This window comes from Marinifilum sp. D737 (assembly GCF_026672275.1).
Lineage (GTDB): Bacteria > Bacteroidota > Bacteroidia > Bacteroidales > Marinifilaceae > Marinifilum.
In genome coordinates, this window is sequence record NZ_JANQCD010000010.1 from 12,856 (window position 1) to 31,778 (window position 18,923).

At 39.3% G+C, this 18,923-nt stretch carries 10 protein-coding genes; 5 read left to right on the forward strand and 5 right to left on the reverse strand.

Going from position 1 to position 18,923, the window contains the following annotated elements; translation table 11 throughout:
- Nucleotides 1-10 precede the first annotated feature (10 nt).
- From NQ163_RS07990 to NQ163_RS08005, 4 genes are all read left to right on the forward strand, one after another.
- Nucleotides 11-1,234, forward strand: a complete 1,224-nt coding sequence (locus tag NQ163_RS07990) for a glycoside hydrolase family 88 protein (RefSeq protein WP_268189794.1) — start codon at nt 11-13, stop codon at nt 1,232-1,234.
- Between the two features lie 161 nt (nt 1,235-1,395).
- Nucleotides 1,396-4,482, forward strand: a complete 3,087-nt coding sequence (locus NQ163_RS07995; protein ID WP_268189795.1) for a chondroitinase family polysaccharide lyase — start codon at nt 1,396-1,398, stop codon at nt 4,480-4,482.
- A gap of 3 nt (nt 4,483-4,485) precedes the next feature.
- On the forward strand, nt 4,486-5,985 hold the full coding sequence (locus NQ163_RS08000; protein ID WP_268189796.1) for a sulfatase family protein: 1,500 nt from the start codon (nt 4,486-4,488) through the stop codon (nt 5,983-5,985).
- A gap of 142 nt (nt 5,986-6,127) precedes the next feature.
- Nucleotides 6,128-6,979, forward strand: coding sequence for a DUF1961 family protein (locus tag NQ163_RS08005; RefSeq protein ID WP_268189797.1), 852 nt, complete (start codon nt 6,128-6,130; stop codon nt 6,977-6,979).
- Between the two features lie 117 nt (nt 6,980-7,096).
- Here the strand turns inward: NQ163_RS08005 and NQ163_RS08010 are convergent, their stop codons facing one another.
- Nucleotides 7,097-7,252, reverse strand: a complete 156-nt coding sequence (locus NQ163_RS08010) for a hypothetical protein (protein ID WP_268189798.1) — start codon at nt 7,250-7,252, stop codon at nt 7,097-7,099.
- Nucleotides 7,253-7,303: 51 nt separating this feature from the next.
- On the opposite strand from NQ163_RS08010, the gene NQ163_RS08015 reads away from it, so the two are divergent.
- Nucleotides 7,304-9,640, forward strand: coding sequence for an outer membrane beta-barrel family protein (locus NQ163_RS08015; protein WP_268189799.1), 2,337 nt, complete (start codon nt 7,304-7,306; stop codon nt 9,638-9,640).
- A 112-nt stretch (nt 9,641-9,752) separates the two neighbouring features.
- Here the strand turns inward: NQ163_RS08015 and NQ163_RS08020 are convergent, their stop codons facing one another.
- The 4 genes from NQ163_RS08020 to NQ163_RS08035 form a co-directional block, all read right to left on the reverse strand.
- On the reverse strand, nt 9,753-12,611 hold the full coding sequence (locus NQ163_RS08020; protein WP_268189800.1) for an AraC family transcriptional regulator: 2,859 nt from the start codon (nt 12,609-12,611) through the stop codon (nt 9,753-9,755).
- Nucleotides 12,612-12,814: 203 nt separating this feature from the next.
- Entirely contained in the window at nt 12,815-14,074 is a 1,260-nt protein-coding gene (locus NQ163_RS08025; RefSeq protein WP_268189801.1) for a glycoside hydrolase family 88 protein, read from the reverse strand.
- A 59-nt stretch (nt 14,075-14,133) separates the two neighbouring features.
- The gene (locus NQ163_RS08030) at nt 14,134-15,723 is read right to left on the reverse strand and encodes a RagB/SusD family nutrient uptake outer membrane protein (RefSeq protein WP_268189802.1); all 1,590 of its coding nucleotides are present in this window, start codon (nt 15,721-15,723) and stop codon (nt 14,134-14,136) included.
- Nucleotides 15,724-15,793: 70 nt separating this feature from the next.
- Nucleotides 15,794-18,910 (reverse strand): SusC/RagA family TonB-linked outer membrane protein, encoded by a 3,117-nt coding sequence (locus NQ163_RS08035; protein ID WP_268189803.1) that lies wholly within the window; start codon nt 18,908-18,910, stop codon nt 15,794-15,796.
- Nucleotides 18,911-18,923 lie beyond the last annotated feature (13 nt).

Consider the following 18,923-nt stretch of genomic DNA (forward strand, 5'->3'; position numbering starts at 1 on the left):
AGTTCAAAAAATGAAGCAAAATCTTCAATTTACGATTCTTTTGACTTGTGTGGCCTTTCTTTGGTCATGCAATAGTCCAAAACATTCTTCTAACAATATTGTAGAGGAAAATGTAGAATTCGCGACTCAGCAAATTGGTCGTGAAATAGAAAGCATGAATGCCAAAGGAGAAATCTTGAATCCCAGAACCATTCATAAAGATGGAACCACCAGATACAATACTCCTGAGCTTTGGACCAGCGGATTTTTTCCTGGTTCGTTATGGTATTTGTATGAATTAACTGGCGATAGCAAATGGAAAATTGAAGCTGAGAAAGTCACTGAAACATTAGACACCGTTCAGTACCTAACATGGCATCACGATGTAGGTTTCATGGTATACTGTAGCTATGGTAATGGTTACAGATTAACAAAGAAACCTGAATATAAGGATGTAATTATTCAAGCTGCAAAATCATTAAGTACCAGGTACCGTCCAAACGTGGGAGCAATCCAGTCTTGGAATGTTCACCGTGGATGGCAAGCTAAAAGAGGATGGCAATGTCCGGTGATCATTGACAACATGATGAACCTGGAACTGTTGTTCGAAGCTACAAAACTAAGCGGAGACAATAGCTTTAGAGATATCGCTATTAAGCATGCTGAAACCACTATGGATCACCATTTCCGTGAAGATTACAGCTCGTATCATGTGATTGATTACGATACCATCACAGGACAAGTACGCAATAAAGTAACTGCACAAGGTTATGCTGATCATTCTGCCTGGTCACGTGGACAAGCTTGGGCAATTTACGGGTACACACTTTGTTACCGTGAAACCAAAGACCCTAAGTTTTTGAAACAAGCAGAAGCTATTGCCAACTACCTTTTCACACACCCAAGAATGCCTAAGGATCTTGTTCCTTACTGGGATTTCGATTGTAAAAATATTCCAAACACCCCAAGAGATGCTTCAGCTGCAAGTGTAATTGCTTCTGCATTGTATGAATTAAGCACTTACAATCCTGAAAAATCAGCTAAATACAAGAAATTGGCCGATGAAATTGTTGTTAACCTTTCTTCTCCTGCTTATCGTGCTAAACTGGGAGAAAATAACAACTTTTTATTGATGCACAGTGTAGGTAGTATCCCTCATGGAGCAGAGATTGATGTTCCTTTAAACTATGCTGACTATTATTTCCTTGAAGCTCTTTGCAGAAAAAGAGAATTGGAAAAACCAGCAGCCAAATAATTTCAACTTGTCCCCGTAATTTTTCGGGGACAAGCTTTACTTTTATATTCTTGTAATAGAAAAGTATCAAATATTGATTTTGGTACACTTTATTCCTCAATCATTATCTTGCATCCGGCAAGTATTCTTTTCTTGCAACAGCAAAAGCCAATACATATACAATGCATACAAAAAAACATACTAAAATATTTCACTGTTTAAGACAGGTCTTAGTGGTAGCCTGTGTTCTTATCAGTGCCAGGTTATCAGCTCAGGACCTTTTTGTTCCTGAAATTATCACCTTCGAAGGAGAGCGAGTAAACTCCCAATGGAGTGCTGATTCAAAATCAGAACTACAAGTTAGCGAACGTCATTTTAAACATGGTAAGCAAAGTTTAAAATGGACATGGGAACGCAAAGGTTTTCTGGAACTGGATCAAAATATAAACTTTACTCCCTTTAATCCTGAAGCGGTGGATAAGTCAATTCCAACCTTTTGCTTTTGGGTTTATAATGAAACTCCTAAAGATGAAAGAATCACGGTTCAGTTTGCTACCAATGAAACTGTAAACTGCGAGTTTGAATTCGGATTAAACTACAAAGGATGGAGAGCTGCCTGGGTAGCTTTCGAACGCGACATGAAAGGTACTCCAGTAACCAGCATGAACAAGATGAAAATCATTGCTCCTGAAAATACTTCTGGCAGCTTGTATTTCGATCACATCATGTTGTGCACCCCTGCCGACAGCAGATGGAATACTCCAGATTACCAGGTTCCTTTTGTGAACGCTAAAACTGAAAACCACTGGTTGGTTCTTTACAAGTCGAGCTTAAACAAGCCAAGCCAAAAACTTGAACCTCTGACTGACAAACAGATCAAAGGGATTCAGATGATCAACAAAAGGTATAGCAAGTCTGTTATCAAAAAAGTAAAAGTCACTGACAAGTTGATGAAGCAAATCAGAAAAGACTATGCCAAATACAAGATTTCCAGAAGTGAAGATCAAATTACTGGAGAGAACATCTGGTTCTGTCGCTTCTCGGAAATATACCGTCCATACTCTAAGGATTGGAAAAACTACTTCAACAAGCTTAACAAAGGCTTTAAGAAATATACCAAACTGATGTTTGATGTTGCCTGTGCCTACAATCAAACAGACAATGCAGAATACAAAAGCGAGTTGGAGGAATTGTTCTTCAATCTATCTGATCACATTATTGACCAGGGCTGGGCGGAAGGTAGCGCCAACGGAACCCTTCATCATCTGGGATATAGCATGAGAACCTACTACTCAGCCTATTTCCTAATGCGTGAATCATTAATCAGGACCCAAAGAGCAGACCAGGCTCAAAAGGCAATGGAATGGTACTCTGGCGTAAAAGAGGTATTTGCTCCCTTCCATGGCAAAGGCATGAGCATTGATGCTTTTAACACTTCTGTAATGGGTAGATTGGCAAGTATTCTGATGCTGGAAGATTCTCCTGAGAAAGTACGCTACTTGAAAGCCTATGTAGCTTGGATCGACAACGGACTGGCAATTGCTCCTGGTTTGAAAGACAGCTTCAAGGTAGATGGTTCGGTTTTCCACCACGCCAACAATTACCCTGCCTACGCTACCGGAGGATATGATGGTGCCACAAGAATGGTGTACTATTTTAGCAAAACTCCATTTCATGTTTCTGAAGAAGGACATAGAATCTTAAAGGAATCATTATTAAAGACACGTTTGTTCTGTAACAAGGAAACCTGGCCAACATCAATGTCGGGACGCCATCCTAATGGGAAAGGAAAACTATCTGCTACTCATTATGAATTAATGGCCTTGTCAGGAACTCCTGATGGAAAGAAGAAAATTGACAAGGATATGGCTGCTGCTTACCTAAGATTAATGGATGGTAAGAAAGCAACCAGTAGTGTTAAGAAATTCCAAAAAGCCGGAATACAGGCAGAAACTGATCCTAATGGCAACTGGACCATGAACTATGCTGCTCTGGGCATTCACCGCAGAGACAACTGGTCGGTTACTGCACAAGGACACAGCCGTTACCTATGGGCTGCCGAGCACTATATAGGCGCCAATTTCTATGGCCGTTATATGAAACACGGGCAAGTTCAGATCTTAGCCGGAACCAATAAGCCAAGTGTATTTACTGCCGGGTTTAATGTAAAAGGTTGGGACTGGGGCCGATTTGCCGGAACCACTGCCATTCACTTGCCAATAGAACAATTGCGTGCCAACATTCTTAATGTTGACCAGGTAACTGGTTATGAGGAAATGCTTATGTCTGATGAAGCATTTGCAGGAGCCATTTCTTTGGAAGGAAAGAATGGTGCATGGGGAATGAAACTTCATGAGCACGACAAGTACAATGGATCCCACCGTGCTCTAAAATCAGTTTTCTTTTTCGACGAGAAAATCATCTGCCTTGGTAGTGACATTGAAAACATCAATGCTGATTTTGAAACGGAAACCACCCTATTCCAAAACTATTTGAAGCAAGAGTCTGACGCAGTTCAAATGAATGGCAAAGAAATTTCTGAATTTCCCTTTGCTTATGCTAGTAAAGGAAAAAAAGCGAACCTATTAACCGACAATGTTGGAAACAGCTTTTACATACCTTCAGCCTATACTGTAGAAGTGGGCAAGCAATTACAGCATTCAAAAGATCAGAAGAAGGAAACTCCAAACCAGGGAAACTTTGCAACAGCAGTGATTCGCCACGGCAAAGCTCCAAAAGGGGAATCATATGAATATGCCATATTGGTTCAAAGAGGACACAAAGAGTTACAGAAATTTGCCAAGCAAATGAAGAAAAAGGCCAAAGCTCCTTACACCGTTCTTCAGAAGGACAGCAAAGCACACATTGTTCGTGAAAATGCAAGCAAAACAACTGCCTTTGTTCTGTTCGAAGCAAATGAACAAATCAACATCTCAGGAGTGAAAGCTGTTGATGCTCCGGTATTGGTAATGCTGAAAGATAAAAAAGACACCAAAGTACTTAGCCTTTGTGATCCTGATCTGCACCTGTATGAAGGTCCTGCAGATGTGGTGATTGAAAATGGTAAAAGAAAGGAAAGAAGTATATACTCTCGCAAGTGGAAAGACAACGAAAGTAAGATTTCGAAAGTGAGAATAAGCATTGAAGGAAACTGGTCTGTTCCAAACAACAAATACTGTACATTGATTAGCAACAAAGACAATCAAACGGTATTGGAATTCAGCTGTCAGCATGGCTTGACCAGAGAAGTTGAACTACAAAAAAAATAGATCATGGCTAAAGATATATCAAGAAGAAACTTTATACGAAACACCGCTGCAATTACTGCAGGTATGACCCTAATTCCACAGGGCTTACTAAGTTCTTGTACCAGAAAAGGGAAAAAACCAAACTTGCTTTTCATCTTCCCGGATCAATACCGAAAACAAGCCATGGGATTTATGAAGCAAGATCCTGTGTTAACACCAAATATCGACAAGCTGGCAAATGATGGTGTTGTATTTAGCAATGCTGTTAGCAACCATCCTTTGTGTAGCCCATACCGTGGTATGATGCTAACCGGAAAGTATCCATTGTCGAATGGAGTATTGTCGAACTGCCACTCGGGAAGAACAGAATTTGGGAACTTCTTAAAACCAGATGATATTTGCTTCTCAGATGTATTGGCAAACAACGGTTACGATGCTGCCTATGTAGGTAAATGGCACCTTGACGGACCTACTCCAACCCAAAAAGGAGAACCTAAAGTATGGGATTCCTATTGCAAACCTGGTAAACATCGCCACGGATTTAATTTCTGGTATTCTTATGGTGCAGATGACAACCACTTGACTCCTCACTACTGGATCAACGACGCAGGTGAAGATCAAGCTCAATACTTTAAGCAATGGTCTCCTGAGCATGAAGCTGAAGTTGTAGAAAAGTACCTGGAAAATGCTGGTGATAAATTCAGAAATGATGACAAGCCATTTGCCATGTTCTGGGCCATCAACCCACCTCATCACCCTTTTAACCTGGTACCTGAAAAATACAAGGACCGTTTCGAAGGCAAAACCGAGAAGGATGTTCTGAACCGTCCGAACGTACAATTTACCGACAACAGAGAAATGGGTAACAAAGGTTTTGGCGATATGTTTGTGGAAAAACGAATCGATCAGTCCATTGATTACTTCTCAATGTGTGAAGGAGTAGACCTCCAAATTGGAAAGATTTTGAAAAGCTTGAAAGAACAAGGTTTAGATGAAAATACCATTGTCATTTTCACCTCTGATCATGGTGAAATGCTGGGTAGTCAGGGTATGATGCACAAGAATGTTTGGTTTAGCGAAGCCTTTGATATTCCATTCATTATTCGTTGGCCTAAGAAGATTAAACCTGGCACCGATGACTTGTTAATGAGTGTACCTGATGTAATGCCTACCCTACTTGGTTTAATGGGAATGTCGGATGATATCCCTTCGGAAGTGGAAGGAAAAGACTACTCAGGAATCTTCAGAAATGAGAAAGTGAACCGTCCTGAAGCGGCTTTGTATTTCTTTGCCAAACCAGAAGACGATACTGAAAAACGCAGAGGTGTGAAAACCCATACCCATACCTATGTGATCGCATATGATAACAAAGGTGAGAAACATCACTTCTTGTATGATGATGTAAACGATCCATATCAAATGAAAAATATTTATGGAGAGAATACGGAACTGGAACAAGATTTAACCGAAAAACTTCGTGAAATCTTAATCCGCACAAACGATCCGTTTGTTTCCTATTTGTAAGACTTAGCATATCTTGATTCAAAAAAGGGCTGAGTAGTAAATTTGCACTTTGCGTAAAAGTGCCATCCAATTGTTTCATTGAAATTATCGCTTCATATTTACTGGATGTTTACTACTGGCCCTTTTTCTAAACTTTAAAGTAATGAACAGAATTCATCTATATCTTCTCACCATAGTTCTCACTTTTCTTACGCTTCAAGTAGTGGCTCAAGAATCTCTGGAGAAGGGAAAAGAGAAGAAATTGGTATACGAATGTGACTTCAATCAAAAATCATCACTGGAAGACTGGGTGATGGAAGGCCCGGGACTTGCCAAAATCAATAAAGGTCGTCTGGAGCTTTATTCCCGTTATCACAAAAAAGTGAATCGGAAGATGAAAAAAGGTGAGATTGTTTTTGAAGAAGGTACTGATAAATGGTATCAGAACTATGTAGATGGCCTGGCTTTAAAAGCAGAGCCAAATATGTATCCTTCTTACAAGTTGGGCGATACTTTCAGGGGTGGACACCTGGTTTACTGGAACAAAACCATTACCCCTGAAAACTACGTGATAGAGTTCGATTTTCAGAGTCCTATTCCCTTCCCTTTGCACATGATCATGTTTTCAGCAACAGGTACAAAAGGGGAAAATGTATTCCATCCTTCCCTAAAGAAGCGCTGTGGTGTAGCCGCTCAGTATACAAAAGGTGACATTTACAATTACCGCATTTCCTTTTTGGCTCCCAAACGCGGCACGGCCAATATGCGCAAATGTCCCGGCAGAAGATTGGTAACAAAAGGATCAGATCTAACGCTTGAAAACCTTACCGGAAAACATCACCTGAAGGTTATTAAATGGAAAGACCAGATTGAATTTAGAATAGATGGCCAATTGGTTTTTCAATATCACGATAAAGAATCGGATGCTGCCCTGGGAGCTGGTCAAACAGCCATTCGGTTAATGGTTCCTGCAAGAGGCTACTACGACAACTACCAAATCTTTGAATTAAAATAAAAATTTAGCACATAAGTACCTTCCCCTTTTCCCTTACGGTAAAGGGGATTTTTTTGCACTCATACCTCGTATCACTTTAAAAAAAGTGCACTTATAAACTATGAAGTCTTCCTGATTTCAGGAAAACAAAAGAACTACTATTCCTACCACTTCTAATAAAAGAGTTACAGTATCCTTGCTAATTAAGCCTAAAAAAGTTTTCATTCTATCCCAAATCCCATTTTTGGCACTTCCCAGCACTCTAAATCCACCTGAAACACATTCTATTTCCATTTATTCGTGCCAAGTTAATTTTCAAAATATTAATTCTGGAAAAATTAAAATATGCGTTCAAGCCTACTATTCCTATTTTTCGTTTGTCTGTTCTCTGCAAATATGCAAGCTCAGGACCTAAGCATTAAAGGACAAGTTTTCGATACAAAACTAAATCAATCCTTACCTTTTACCCAAGTTGCCATTTGTAATGTTGAGTCCGATGCTGGCATGAGTGGAACCCTGACCGATGACGAGGGAAGTTTTTCCATTACCGTACAACAGAACAGCACCTATAAAATCATTATCCAGTACCTGGGATATGAGACCTACGAGAAGCTCTTGAATGTAACAACTGAAAGCATAGACCTGGGTGTTATTGCGCTCTCTCCATCGGCTCACAACCTGCAGGAAGTATTTGTAACAGCCGAAAAAAAGTCAATCGGTAAAGAAAATGGAAATTGGGTGTTGTACCCCGATAAATTGCCTGAAGGCGGAACCAACTCAGCCATAGAATTGCTAAGTTCCATTCCGTCAGTTTCGGTTGATATGGAAGAGGCTGTCAGTATTCGAGGGCGACAAGCCAGCATCTTAATCGATGGTGTCAGAATTGACGATCAATCGGAATTAGATCAGATCTCTCCCTCCTCTATTGCTAAGATTGAGGTGATTCAGAACCCCACGGCAAAATACGATGCCGATGGAAGTGTAATTAATATTCAGCTCAAATCTCCCATACAATCTCGCTCTTCGAGTAAATTCAGAGCTTCAGTTGATCACTTTGGGAATCACCAGGAGAACTTCTCAACCAACAAAAAACACAATAACTGGGGCGGATTCTTTCAGGCCAACTCCAACATCAACGAATTCAATACTACCATCAACCAGTTGCGCCAAAATCTTTTACCAGGCAACTCTCCTTATATCAGGCAAGCCAGAGACCAATCGCAAAAAAACAACAGTCAACAAGCCAGAACAGGAATCAACTACCGACCTTCGAAAAAACACCTGTTCAAAATAGATGGACTGTGGCAAAACAACCAGGTAGATCCAGAAATCAACATCTTTAAGGAGTTATTAAATGAAGAACAGATACTGACCAAATACACAGAACAGGAGCAAACATTTGAAAAGGATAAATTTACACAGCAATATCGCACACAATACATTGGTAAATGGGACAAGCAGACTTTAAAAGTAAGTAGCAGCTATCGCAAACAAAAACAGTATGAAGACAGGCTGATGAACAGCTTGAATTTTGATCCTGAAGGGAAGCCCATCAATACCCTTCCGGCAGAGAAAAAAGATGACATTAATTTATCGGTTGAAAAGTTTCAAGGCAAGCTGGACTACACAAGAGAATTGAATGATAAAGTGAGCCTTGAAGGAGGAGTTGATTGGAGCATGGAAAAGCAAACACAAAACTCGATTCAGGAAAAGTACAATCATGGCGAGCAGGATTGGATCATGGTTCCATCTAAAACATTCAACTACCAATATGAAAACAGCAGTTCTGCCCTTTACGGGATTATTGATTTTAAAACCGACAATTGGTTCGTTACTGCCGGATCAAGACTTCGATATGTTGACAGGTCGACCAAGAATGCCCGTAACGAAATTATAAATCAACAACACAACTCCTACCTGAGCCTTTTACCAAGCTTTCATGCAGGAAGAAATTGGGAACATAGTGACGTAAGTATCTCCTACAAGAAAAGCCAGAAATTGCCACGTTCAGGACAGTTGAATTCATATAAAAACGATGCCAATCCTCTGAATATCTATTTTGGCAATCCCGATTTAAAGCCAGAAAAAGAACATTCTGTTTCCGTGGATTATGCCATGCACAAAGAGAAGTTTCAAGTGGGAATTGCCATCTTTCATCGCTTTGTAGAAGATGTGATCATGCAAGAATACTATACTATTGGAGATACTCTTTTTAGAACCTTCAATAATTTAGCAAAGCAATTTGTAACAGGTAACGAGTACACCTTTAATTACTTGCCTGCCAAATGGTGCAGATTAAACGGCAGTGGCACCATCTTCCATCAAAAGTTCTCAGGAAAAGGCATTTCTCTGCCAAAAAAGCAATTGTGGAGCTACAGCTACAAGCTTACCGGACAATTTAAATTGCCCCGAAGAATAAACATGCATGTGAACTACACCTACAATTCCAAAACCTTACAAGCATACGGACTGAAAGGAGAACTTTATAATCTGGATATGGCATTTAGTCGCGACTTCTTCAAAAAGAAACTAAAGATATCGGTAAAAGGAGTGAATTTACTTGATAGCAAAAAGCAATTGAACGAGGTCGAAAACATACAGTTTGTTTCACAAAGCTCAAGGTATATGGATTCCAGGAGACTTATTGTAGGCTTAGTTTACAAATGGCATCATTCCAATTGATTGCAACAACTAAACTTAAACAGCAAGCAAAAGCAGCCTTGAGGTAGGATGAGAGTTCCTTCCAGACTCCTTATCCAAGTTTTATGGGGATATCAAAAATATGCTAGAAAAACTACTTCTCCTGCTTTTCCAGATATTCACTAGGAGTTAAATCGGTAAACTTCTTAAAAATTCTGTAGAAAGAGGTTTTCGAGTTAAAACCACAATCTTCGGCAATTGCCAGCAGAGTATAATCTTTATTCTGGGGATCCTGTAAACGGCTCTTTACTTCATCTACCCTATAAGTATTAATAAAATCGTTAAAACTGATTTGTAAGCCATCACGCAAGGTGTTTGAAAGCTGTACTTCACTCCAGGAAAGCTGAATGGCCAATTGTGACTTGGTCAATCGTTTATCGAGATAAGGCTTTTCTTCCTCCATAAATTGATTAAGAGTTTTAATACTTTCCTCCCACTCCTTCTTTTTAGTTGCTGGAGCTGCCTTTTTGGTCACCACCTTAGCCTTTACGTTTTTTCTTCCTCCTTTCTTTCTGTGATTTGCATACACTAAAGCTCCTGCCGATAAAATGGATGCAAGTACTAAGAGATAAAGCAACCATGAATATTGTTTCCAGTTCCTGTTCACAACAATCATCAGGACTGCAGGAGATGAGCTCCATTTCATATGATTATTGGACACCAATACTTCAAGCTGATGTTCACCAATAGCCAGTTCAGGAATTACAATCTTATGTTCTCCCAAAGGCAATAGAGTCCAGGTGGTATCTAATGAAGAAATACGATAGCGAATTCTGTTTTTTTCAGGTTCCCAATAAGACATGGAAGCTACCGCAACACTTAATTTCTGATCGGTATGATACAATTCAACTTTCTGCTGAAACACATCTCCTGATTCTCCTGAGTTTGAATAAGAGACAAATTGAGCCTCCGGAATGAAGGAATTCATTTTAAAGTGGGAAGGATAGAAAGAGTTCAGTCCATTATTTCCTCCGAAATACATTTGTCCGCTGGTATCAATGCAAGCCACCTTGTATTCAAAAATATTCCCTTGTAAGCCATCTTCCTGATAAAAATTGGCAAACTGCTTTTTCTCCACATCAAAGCTGCTTAATCCTTTATTGGTGCCAAGCCACAAACGGTTCTTTTCATCCTCCAGTATACTCAACACCACGTTTCCGGGTAGTCCGTCCTTCTCATCAAAGCTGATAAAGGTGTCTTCTTTTTCGTTGTAGAGGTTGAGTCCATTACTGGTAGCAATCCACAAGCTTCCTTTGCTGTCTTCAAAAATATCGTACACCCTGTTACTCGACAAACTGCCTTTTTTATTTGAAGCTCTGTAGCTCTGAAACCTGGTCTCTCCTCTTTTTAAACGACAGAGACCTCCCATGTGGCATGACACCCAGATGTCACCATTGGTCACCTGCGAGATCACTTTTACATTTTGATTTGTCAGATCATTTTTTTCCTTGTTCAAAAGCTCTATACTTCCCTTTTGGGGATTCCATTTCCAGATTCCCTTATCAAGTTCGGAAAACCAGTAATTCCCTTCATCATCCTCCAGGATCTCAAATACACTCTTTTGGAAAAACAGTTTCCCCTTTGCCGTAAAGTTTTCAAATATCTTGCTCCTCGTATTGTATTTTAACACTCCTGCATCGGTACCAAAGAACACCTGCCCTTTGCTATCTACATAAGCCGTTCTAACCGTCTTGTGTTTTTTCTTCCTCTTGGTAGCTTGGCTCACTTTAGCTGGCCTAAATTCTTTTTTAACCGGATCAAAATGGCTTATGCCATCCCTCATCATGCCAACCCAAACATTGCCCAGTGTGTCAGAAACTACTGCGCGTAAAGTATTGTCGGGTAAAGAATATTTATTTTGCGGAATATTCTGATACAATTCGAAAGGCAGGTTGTTAGGCGAAAAATAGTTGATTCCCTGCATAGTTCCCACCCAAAAACTTCCAGACCTCTCACTCATAACTGCCAGAATGTTATTGCTAGAGATACTCTCTTTCAATAGGGGATGATGCTGGTAATTGTAGAATCTTTCTTCCTCTCGATCAAAGAAATTCAATCCCTTTTTGGTTCCGATCCAAAGATTTCCTTTTTCATCATCATTAATGGCAGTGATGTAGTTGTCAGACAAACTATACTTATTTCCTTCCGAATGACGATAAGTAACAAAACTCTCATCTTTATCCTGAAACAGATTCAAACCTCCCGCTGTAGCAATCCAAATTTTGCCTTCTCTATCCTTAAACAAATCTTCTACATAGTTAGAAATCAGCTCCCCGTCTTTTCTTTTTCTGGATCGACGAAAGTGCTGTTTCTTTTTCTTCTTTATATCTAAAACCGTAATTCCATTTCCTGCCGTACCAATCCATAGGTGCCCATTCTTATCGAAACACAACTCATTAATTAAGCGCTCTCCTTTCGAGTAACTTACAGTTTCACTATTAAAGGGAAAGTGTTCATATTGTTCAAACTGATCCTGTTCTCTATTGAATTTAAACAATCCATTACGTGTACCAGCCCATATTTCATTGCTTCCTGAAATAGCCAAATCATTCACATAAAGGCTTTGTGCTTTATTAACTTCAAAGGGCATCAGATAGTATTTCATCTTCCCCGTTTCCCGATTCAGAAAAACCACCCCAATTTGGGTAGCCATCCAAATATTCTGATCCTTGTCCTCTATGAGCGCATTGATTCTTTGATCGGCAATCCTGGTAAAAGGAACCTGAGGTAAGGGGTAATTGACAATTTGATAACCATCGTAACGATTCAAGCCTTCTTTGGTTCCCAGCCATATCAATCCTTTTGAATCTTGCAGCATGGAGTACACAACGTTCGAATGCAAACCATCAGAAGTGGTAAACTTTTGAAAACGAATCTCCTTACCCTTTGCATCTGTATGCATAAACAGCAAACAAGCAAAAACCAAAGCCAATATGTACTTTATCAATGTCATTCCTCTATTTAAACGATTACTATTTTAAGAACAGCCTAAAAATAATATTTCAATCTCTGACAAAGAATCAAAACCATTATTATTATAAAAAAAAAGCTCTCTTAAAGTAAAATACCTAAGAGAGCTTCGTACCAAATGAATGTATTCAACCTGAAGGTTTCACACATTTATTTCATAATAATTTCATATTTGTACCATCGGACCTACATCTCAATGGTCAATGCTTTTCTTCTTCTTAATGCTTCCAGGTAATAGTAGTCAGCATAAACCAGGGCCACATCAATTTCATGGCGCTGTGGTTTTGCTCCTGTACTATGCAATAGGAAAGCATCGTTCACACCTTTTGCAGAATAGCTTGGTGATGCCAAAGAGTTCAAAATGGCATCAGCAGCCTTGCAATAGCGTTCTTTCAATTCCGGTTTGGTAAGCAATGAGCTAAGTTCCACCATACCAGAAGCTGCAATAGCAGCAGCCGATGCATCACGTGGTTCACCTTTCTTACCTGTCAAATCAAAATCCCAGTAAGGAATATGATCTTCTGGTAAACCAGCAATAAATCGTTCTGACACCTTCATGGCAAAGTCTAAAAACTTAGGATCTTTGGTTTCACGATAAACCATGGTGTAACCATAAACAGCCCAAGCCTGTCCTCTGGCCCAAACACTTTCGTCAGCATAGCCTTGAGAAGTGTTTTTATTTCGAACAGCTCCCGTATTTTCATCGTACTCTACCACATGATAACAACTGTAATCATTTCTAAAATGGTGCTTCATGGTAGTCTCAGCATGCTTTACCGCAATATCTCTGTAAACAGGATTCCCAGTCTCTTTCGATGCCCAAAACAAAAGCTCCAGATTCAGCATATTATCGATAATGGTAATATGTTGTTTCCACTGAGGATGCAGCTCATTCGACCATGACTTGATGGTTCCTACCTTAGGATTGTATCTGGTGATTAATGAGTTTGCAGATTCTATCAATACATCACGGTATTCTTTCTTTCCTGTCAATCGATAAGCCTGTCCGTAAGAGCAATACATCATAAAGCCTACATCGTGATGTTCCTTGTTGTATTTATACGGTTCCAAAGGCAAAGTTCTTTTCAAAGCCTCCTCTTTCCAATACTCATTTTTGCTTACATCATACATCTGCCAAAGAATGCCAGGATAAAAGCCAACCGTCCAAACAAGGACTCCATTTTCAGGCATTTTCCAATGCTCTTCTCCACTCTCAATTAAGCGAGGATGTGTTTCAAAGTCAGTATGCAAAGCCACCGATTTCTTCAATTGTCCTTCGCAAAATTTCATCTCCTGCTCTATGTTCACATTAAGCTCTTCCTGGAAAATTGGCAACATTTCCTGTTTACTGGTATCTTTTCCTTTTGAAGAAGCAGATTGCATGCAAGAGGAATTTACCCCCACCAGTAATCCTAATGCGATAAAAAGTATAATCTTTTGCAACATTATTTTCTTTTAAACAGCTTGGTAAAAGAACAGGGAGCTTCTCCCTGTTCAATTGATCTTTATTTCCACAATGGATTTTGTTCCATCAACTTGTTCTCGTTCATTTCCTTCAAAGGAATTGGCATTAAATAGTGCTTCTCAGCAACATTAATAGATGAACGGTACAACCACTCTCTCGAAGAAGCAACATTAGCAGCTTCCATTTCTGTTTTCAGTTCTGTCAATTTTTCAACCAACACGCCCCAACGAATCAAGTCATGCTTACGAATTCCTTCAAAACAAAATTCTCTCAATCTTTCAGTCATCAATTCTTCATGAAAATCAGCAGCTGTAGATACCAAATCAGCATCAACATTAGCTAATCCTGCACGATTACGAACCTGATTCATAAACGGAACAGCTTCAGCAGTTTTATCCAACTCATTCAAAGCTTCAGCTTTCATCAATAGAATATCAGAGTAACGAAGAATTGGGAAATTAATTCCAGTGTAGTTCTTATCCAAATCACCAGGTTCCAAACCATACCAGCTGTATGATCCATCAGCGTTATCGACTTTTTGAATACGACGGAACTTACCTGGGAACCACTCGTATCTGTTTTTCTGAATCTTTACAACTCCGCTTTTATCAACTTTAAAGTTGGCAACATTCCAATCGTAACGCTCATCATTATCCTGATCGTAAGCATTAATCAAGGATAATCCTGCATAGGTAAATGCATAAGCATATGGAGAATCTTTTTGTTGACACATGATTCCGTTTAGGTTACCATGTTTACCATCTTCACGAATACCTGCACTTCTTTGGTTCTCAAACTGAACTTCGAAAATAACCTCGGTATCATCATTAACACCTTTAATTTCGTTCATGAAGATGTCTTCATAGTTCTCAATTAAATTGTGCTCACCACTGTTAATAATTAGGTCGCAATACTCATTTGCCTTGGCATAAGATTCTGCTGGCATGTGTTTTAATGGCACACCAGCTTTTGTCATATACACTCTTGCCAACAATCCCCAGGCAGCAGTTCTGCTAACTCTTCCGTATTCAATCTCCTCAGAAGGTAGTGGCAAGTTTGGCGCAACAGCTTCCAGTTCAGTAATAATAAACTCGTAAATATCTTCAGCCGAAGTACGTGCAATATCATTGGCAGTTGCATCGCCAACAGATGCCGTTCTCAATGGAACTCCACCCCACCAACGAACCAAGTCGAAATAGAAGAAAGCTCTTAGGAAACGAGTTTCAGCTTCATATCTCAATTTTCTACTTTCCTCTGTAAACTCTGCATCTGGCAAGTTCTCCAACAACAAGTTGGCACTGTTGATTCCTCTGTACAAGGTTCTCCATGTATTTTCTAAATCAACGGTAGAAGCATTGTGGATATACAAACCTACAGTCCATGAGTTATAAGAACGTGAGAAAACAGCCTCGTCTGTTCCTACCATAAATTGAATAGGCAACTGTTCTCCATAAGTGTAACGGTTTCCAACATCACTGTAAACAGCATTTAATGCTAATCTACAATCCGCCTCATTGCGATAAAAATTATCAGGACTTATTGTTGAAAGTGGTGTCTGATCTAACTCCGATTCACAAGAAGTAAAAAGGACAGACAGAACTGCGAATATGATTAAAAATGATCTTTGCATTTGTTAATTTTTTTAAAATGCCATTTCAAAGAATGATTCTGCTTTGAAATGGCAGTTCATAAGCTTTTAATTAAAAAGTTAAGTCAACACCAAAAGTTACTGTTGAACTTACAGGATAAGCAGAGTAGTCCAGACCTGGAGTCAAAGCACCATACTTACCTACTGATACCTCAGGATCATAACCAGAATAGTTGGTTAAAGTCCATAAGTTTTGAGCAGAAGCATATACTCTTGCTTTCGAGAAACAAGTTTTCTTCAAGAGCTTCTTGCTAAAGTTGTATCCTAAAGAAACAGTCTTCAATTTCAAATAAGAACCATCTTCCACTACTCTATCAGAAACTTTATTTCCTTCAGGAGCATAACCTAACACAGCCTTCTCACCACGAATAATGTGAATATCATTTGTTGGGTTTGTAGGAGTGTAACGATCCGCTACAGAAGCATAAAAGTTGTGATTCTCTTTAATAGAAGGGCTTTCAAATACAATTCTGTTGGCATTTAAAATATCATTACCATAAGACCATTGGAACAGGAATGAGAAATCCCAGTTCTTATATTTGAAAGAGTTATTGATACCCCCGAAATGCTTAGGTTCCGGATTACCAATTACAGTTCTGTCACGCTCATCAATGGTATTATCATTATTCAGGTCCTTGTATTTTACTGAACCTGGAACAACAGCTCCACCATTATCAGTAATGTTATCTTTCAATACATATCCTTCACCATTTACATAGTTGAAGTCATCAACCTGATACAATCCATCAGATAACAAACCATAGATTTGACCAACAGGGCTACCTACTTCAGTGATATACTGATACTCTGTATACTTATAGTTCCACTCTGGATTAGTCAACATGAATGATTCACCGTCATTCAACTTAACTGTTTTATTTCGGTTGAAAGAGATGTTAAAGTTGGTGGTCCATTTGAAATCTTCGGTATCGATATTTCTTGAGGTAATGGCAACTTCAAGACCTTTATTTTCAATCTCTCCAATGTTAGCAACAACACTTTTGAATGATGTTGAAGGAGCCATTGAACGCATCAATAATAGATCTACAGTATTCTTCTTGTACACATCAACATTCACATTTAATCTGTTATCGAAGAATCCCATATCCAAACCTGCATTGTACTGGTAAGTAGTTTCCCACTTCAGGTTCTTGTCAGCAAGATTGGTCATGTAAATCCCTTTTGAATACTGACCTGCGAAGTTGTAACCATTATCAGTATCCGCATTCATCTGGCTGTGCGCCGAATAAGTTGGGATTCTGTTGTTACCCGTAGCACCCCAACCAGCTCTAAATTTTAAATTCGAGAACAGGTTCAAATCTTTAACAAACGACTCTTCTATCATTCTCCATCCGAATGAGAATGACGGGAAGTATCCCCACTTGTTCTTTCCTAAGAACTTCGAAGATCCATCCATACGGAAAGATGCTGTCAACAAGTATTTTTCACGGAAAGAATAATCAACACGCGAGAAATAGGACAATAAAGTTGATTTCTCAGCATATGATTCAGGAACGATTGGTTCTTCACCCAATCCAATATTATCAACACCCAGGTTATCCAAAGGCATATGAGTATTCTTTGCTCTAAACCAATCACTGTCTCTTGAACTGAACTCATATCCTAACATTCCAGTGAATTTGTGATCCTGAATTTTAGTCTTGTAAGTCAATACATTCGAAGTAGAAAGAGTATAGTATCTTCTATCGGTAAGCGTAGCATTGATACCATTGGCTCCTTTGTATCCTTCCAGGGTTTCTTGTCCGTAGAACAATTCCTGACGACGGTTGTCAGATACATATCCCCCTGTTAGCTTTAAGTTCAAACCTTTTGCCAAAGTAAAATCAGCATAAGCATTTGCACGGAAAACATTCCAGTCAGTCTGACGATCGGTATTTTTCAATGTCTTAACAGGATTGAAACGCATGTTATTTGGATCTTCCAAATCGATACCATTCTGCAAACCATCATCGTTTACAGGCTCTACCGGACGGAAAGTAATCGCATCAGCCAAAATACTTACTCTGTTGTTACCAGCAACTTTATCACCAGTTTGCTTCATTACAGAATAGTTCATATTCACACCTACCTTAATCTTGTCGGTTAGGTTGTGATCTAATTTTAATCTTCCGTTGTATTTTTCGTAGCCAGTTTCAATCATGGTTCCCTGCTGGTTAAGAAAATCAAAAGAAACGTAGTGTTTTGTTTTGCTGTTACCACCACTCATTGATACATTGAGGTTCTTCATGATTGCTTCACGGAAAATTTCATCCTGCCAGTTGGTTCCTTTTTTATTGCGATACAATTCAGGATCTACCCAATGTTCTTTAAACTTATCGATAGACTCTCCACCTTTGGCATTAGCTACTTCCTGCTGAAGAACAACAAAGTCATAAGGGTTCATCACATCCAAGCGGTTCTGAATCCACTGTACACCTACAGATGAATTAACACTTACTTTTGAAGGACCTGACTTCCCCCCTTTTGTTGTGATGATGATTACACCATTGGCACCACGAGAACCATAGATAGCAGAAGCTGAAGCATCTTTCAACACATCATAGCTTTCAATATCGCGAGTTGAAATCATACCTGGATCAAAACTCTCCATAGGAATTCCATCAACCACATACAATGGTGAATTATCTCCTGTTACCGAGTTAGCTCCACGTATAACAATCTGCATTCCCGAACCTGGCTGACCATCGGTACTGGTAACCTGTACCCCTGCCATACGACCTGACAATGCCTGGTCGAAATTCGCTACAGGAGCTTTTGCCAGTTCATCAGGACGAACCGATACGATTGATCCGGTAACATCCTTCACACTCTTGGTTCCGTATCCAACAACAACAACTTGGTCTAATTGCTGAACATCAGAAGCCATTTCAATTTTAAAATCTGTTTGATTTCCAACAGTAATTTCCTGAGTTGCAAAACCAATAAAAGAAACAACAATGGTTGCATTCTTACCAACAGACATTTGAAATTTCCCATCAATTGATGTTACTGTACCATTGGTAGTTCCCTTTTCCAAAACACTAACACCCGGTAGTTCCAGTCCAGTATCGTCAAGTACAATCCCACTAATTTTTTTCCCTTGCGCATAAGACAGGGAGCTTGTAAATGTTAGCACCAATACCAATAAGCATTGTACTACATTTCTCATTCTATTTCTTGAA

What these genes read in the sequence shown, in the direction of transcription:
- NQ163_RS07990 (WP_268189794.1), top strand. Translation starts at nt 11, where the DNA reads ATGAAGCAAAATCTTCAATTTACGATTCTTTTGACTTGTGTGGCCTTT.
- NQ163_RS07995 (WP_268189795.1), top strand. Translation starts at nt 1,396, where the DNA reads ATGCATACAAAAAAACATACTAAAATATTTCACTGTTTAAGACAGGTC.
- NQ163_RS08000 (WP_268189796.1), top strand. Translation starts at nt 4,486, where the DNA reads ATGGCTAAAGATATATCAAGAAGAAACTTTATACGAAACACCGCTGCA.
- NQ163_RS08005 (WP_268189797.1), top strand. Translation starts at nt 6,128, where the DNA reads ATGAACAGAATTCATCTATATCTTCTCACCATAGTTCTCACTTTTCTT.
- NQ163_RS08010 (WP_268189798.1), bottom strand. Translation starts at nt 7,252, where the DNA reads ATGGAAATAGAATGTGTTTCAGGTGGATTTAGAGTGCTGGGAAGTGCC.
- NQ163_RS08015 (WP_268189799.1), top strand. Translation starts at nt 7,304, where the DNA reads ATGCGTTCAAGCCTACTATTCCTATTTTTCGTTTGTCTGTTCTCTGCA.
- NQ163_RS08020 (WP_268189800.1), bottom strand. Translation starts at nt 12,611, where the DNA reads ATGACATTGATAAAGTACATATTGGCTTTGGTTTTTGCTTGTTTGCTG.
- NQ163_RS08025 (WP_268189801.1), bottom strand. Translation starts at nt 14,074, where the DNA reads ATGTTGCAAAAGATTATACTTTTTATCGCATTAGGATTACTGGTGGGG.
- NQ163_RS08030 (WP_268189802.1), bottom strand. Translation starts at nt 15,723, where the DNA reads ATGCAAAGATCATTTTTAATCATATTCGCAGTTCTGTCTGTCCTTTTT.
- NQ163_RS08035 (WP_268189803.1), bottom strand. Translation starts at nt 18,910, where the DNA reads ATGAGAAATGTAGTACAATGCTTATTGGTATTGGTGCTAACATTTACA.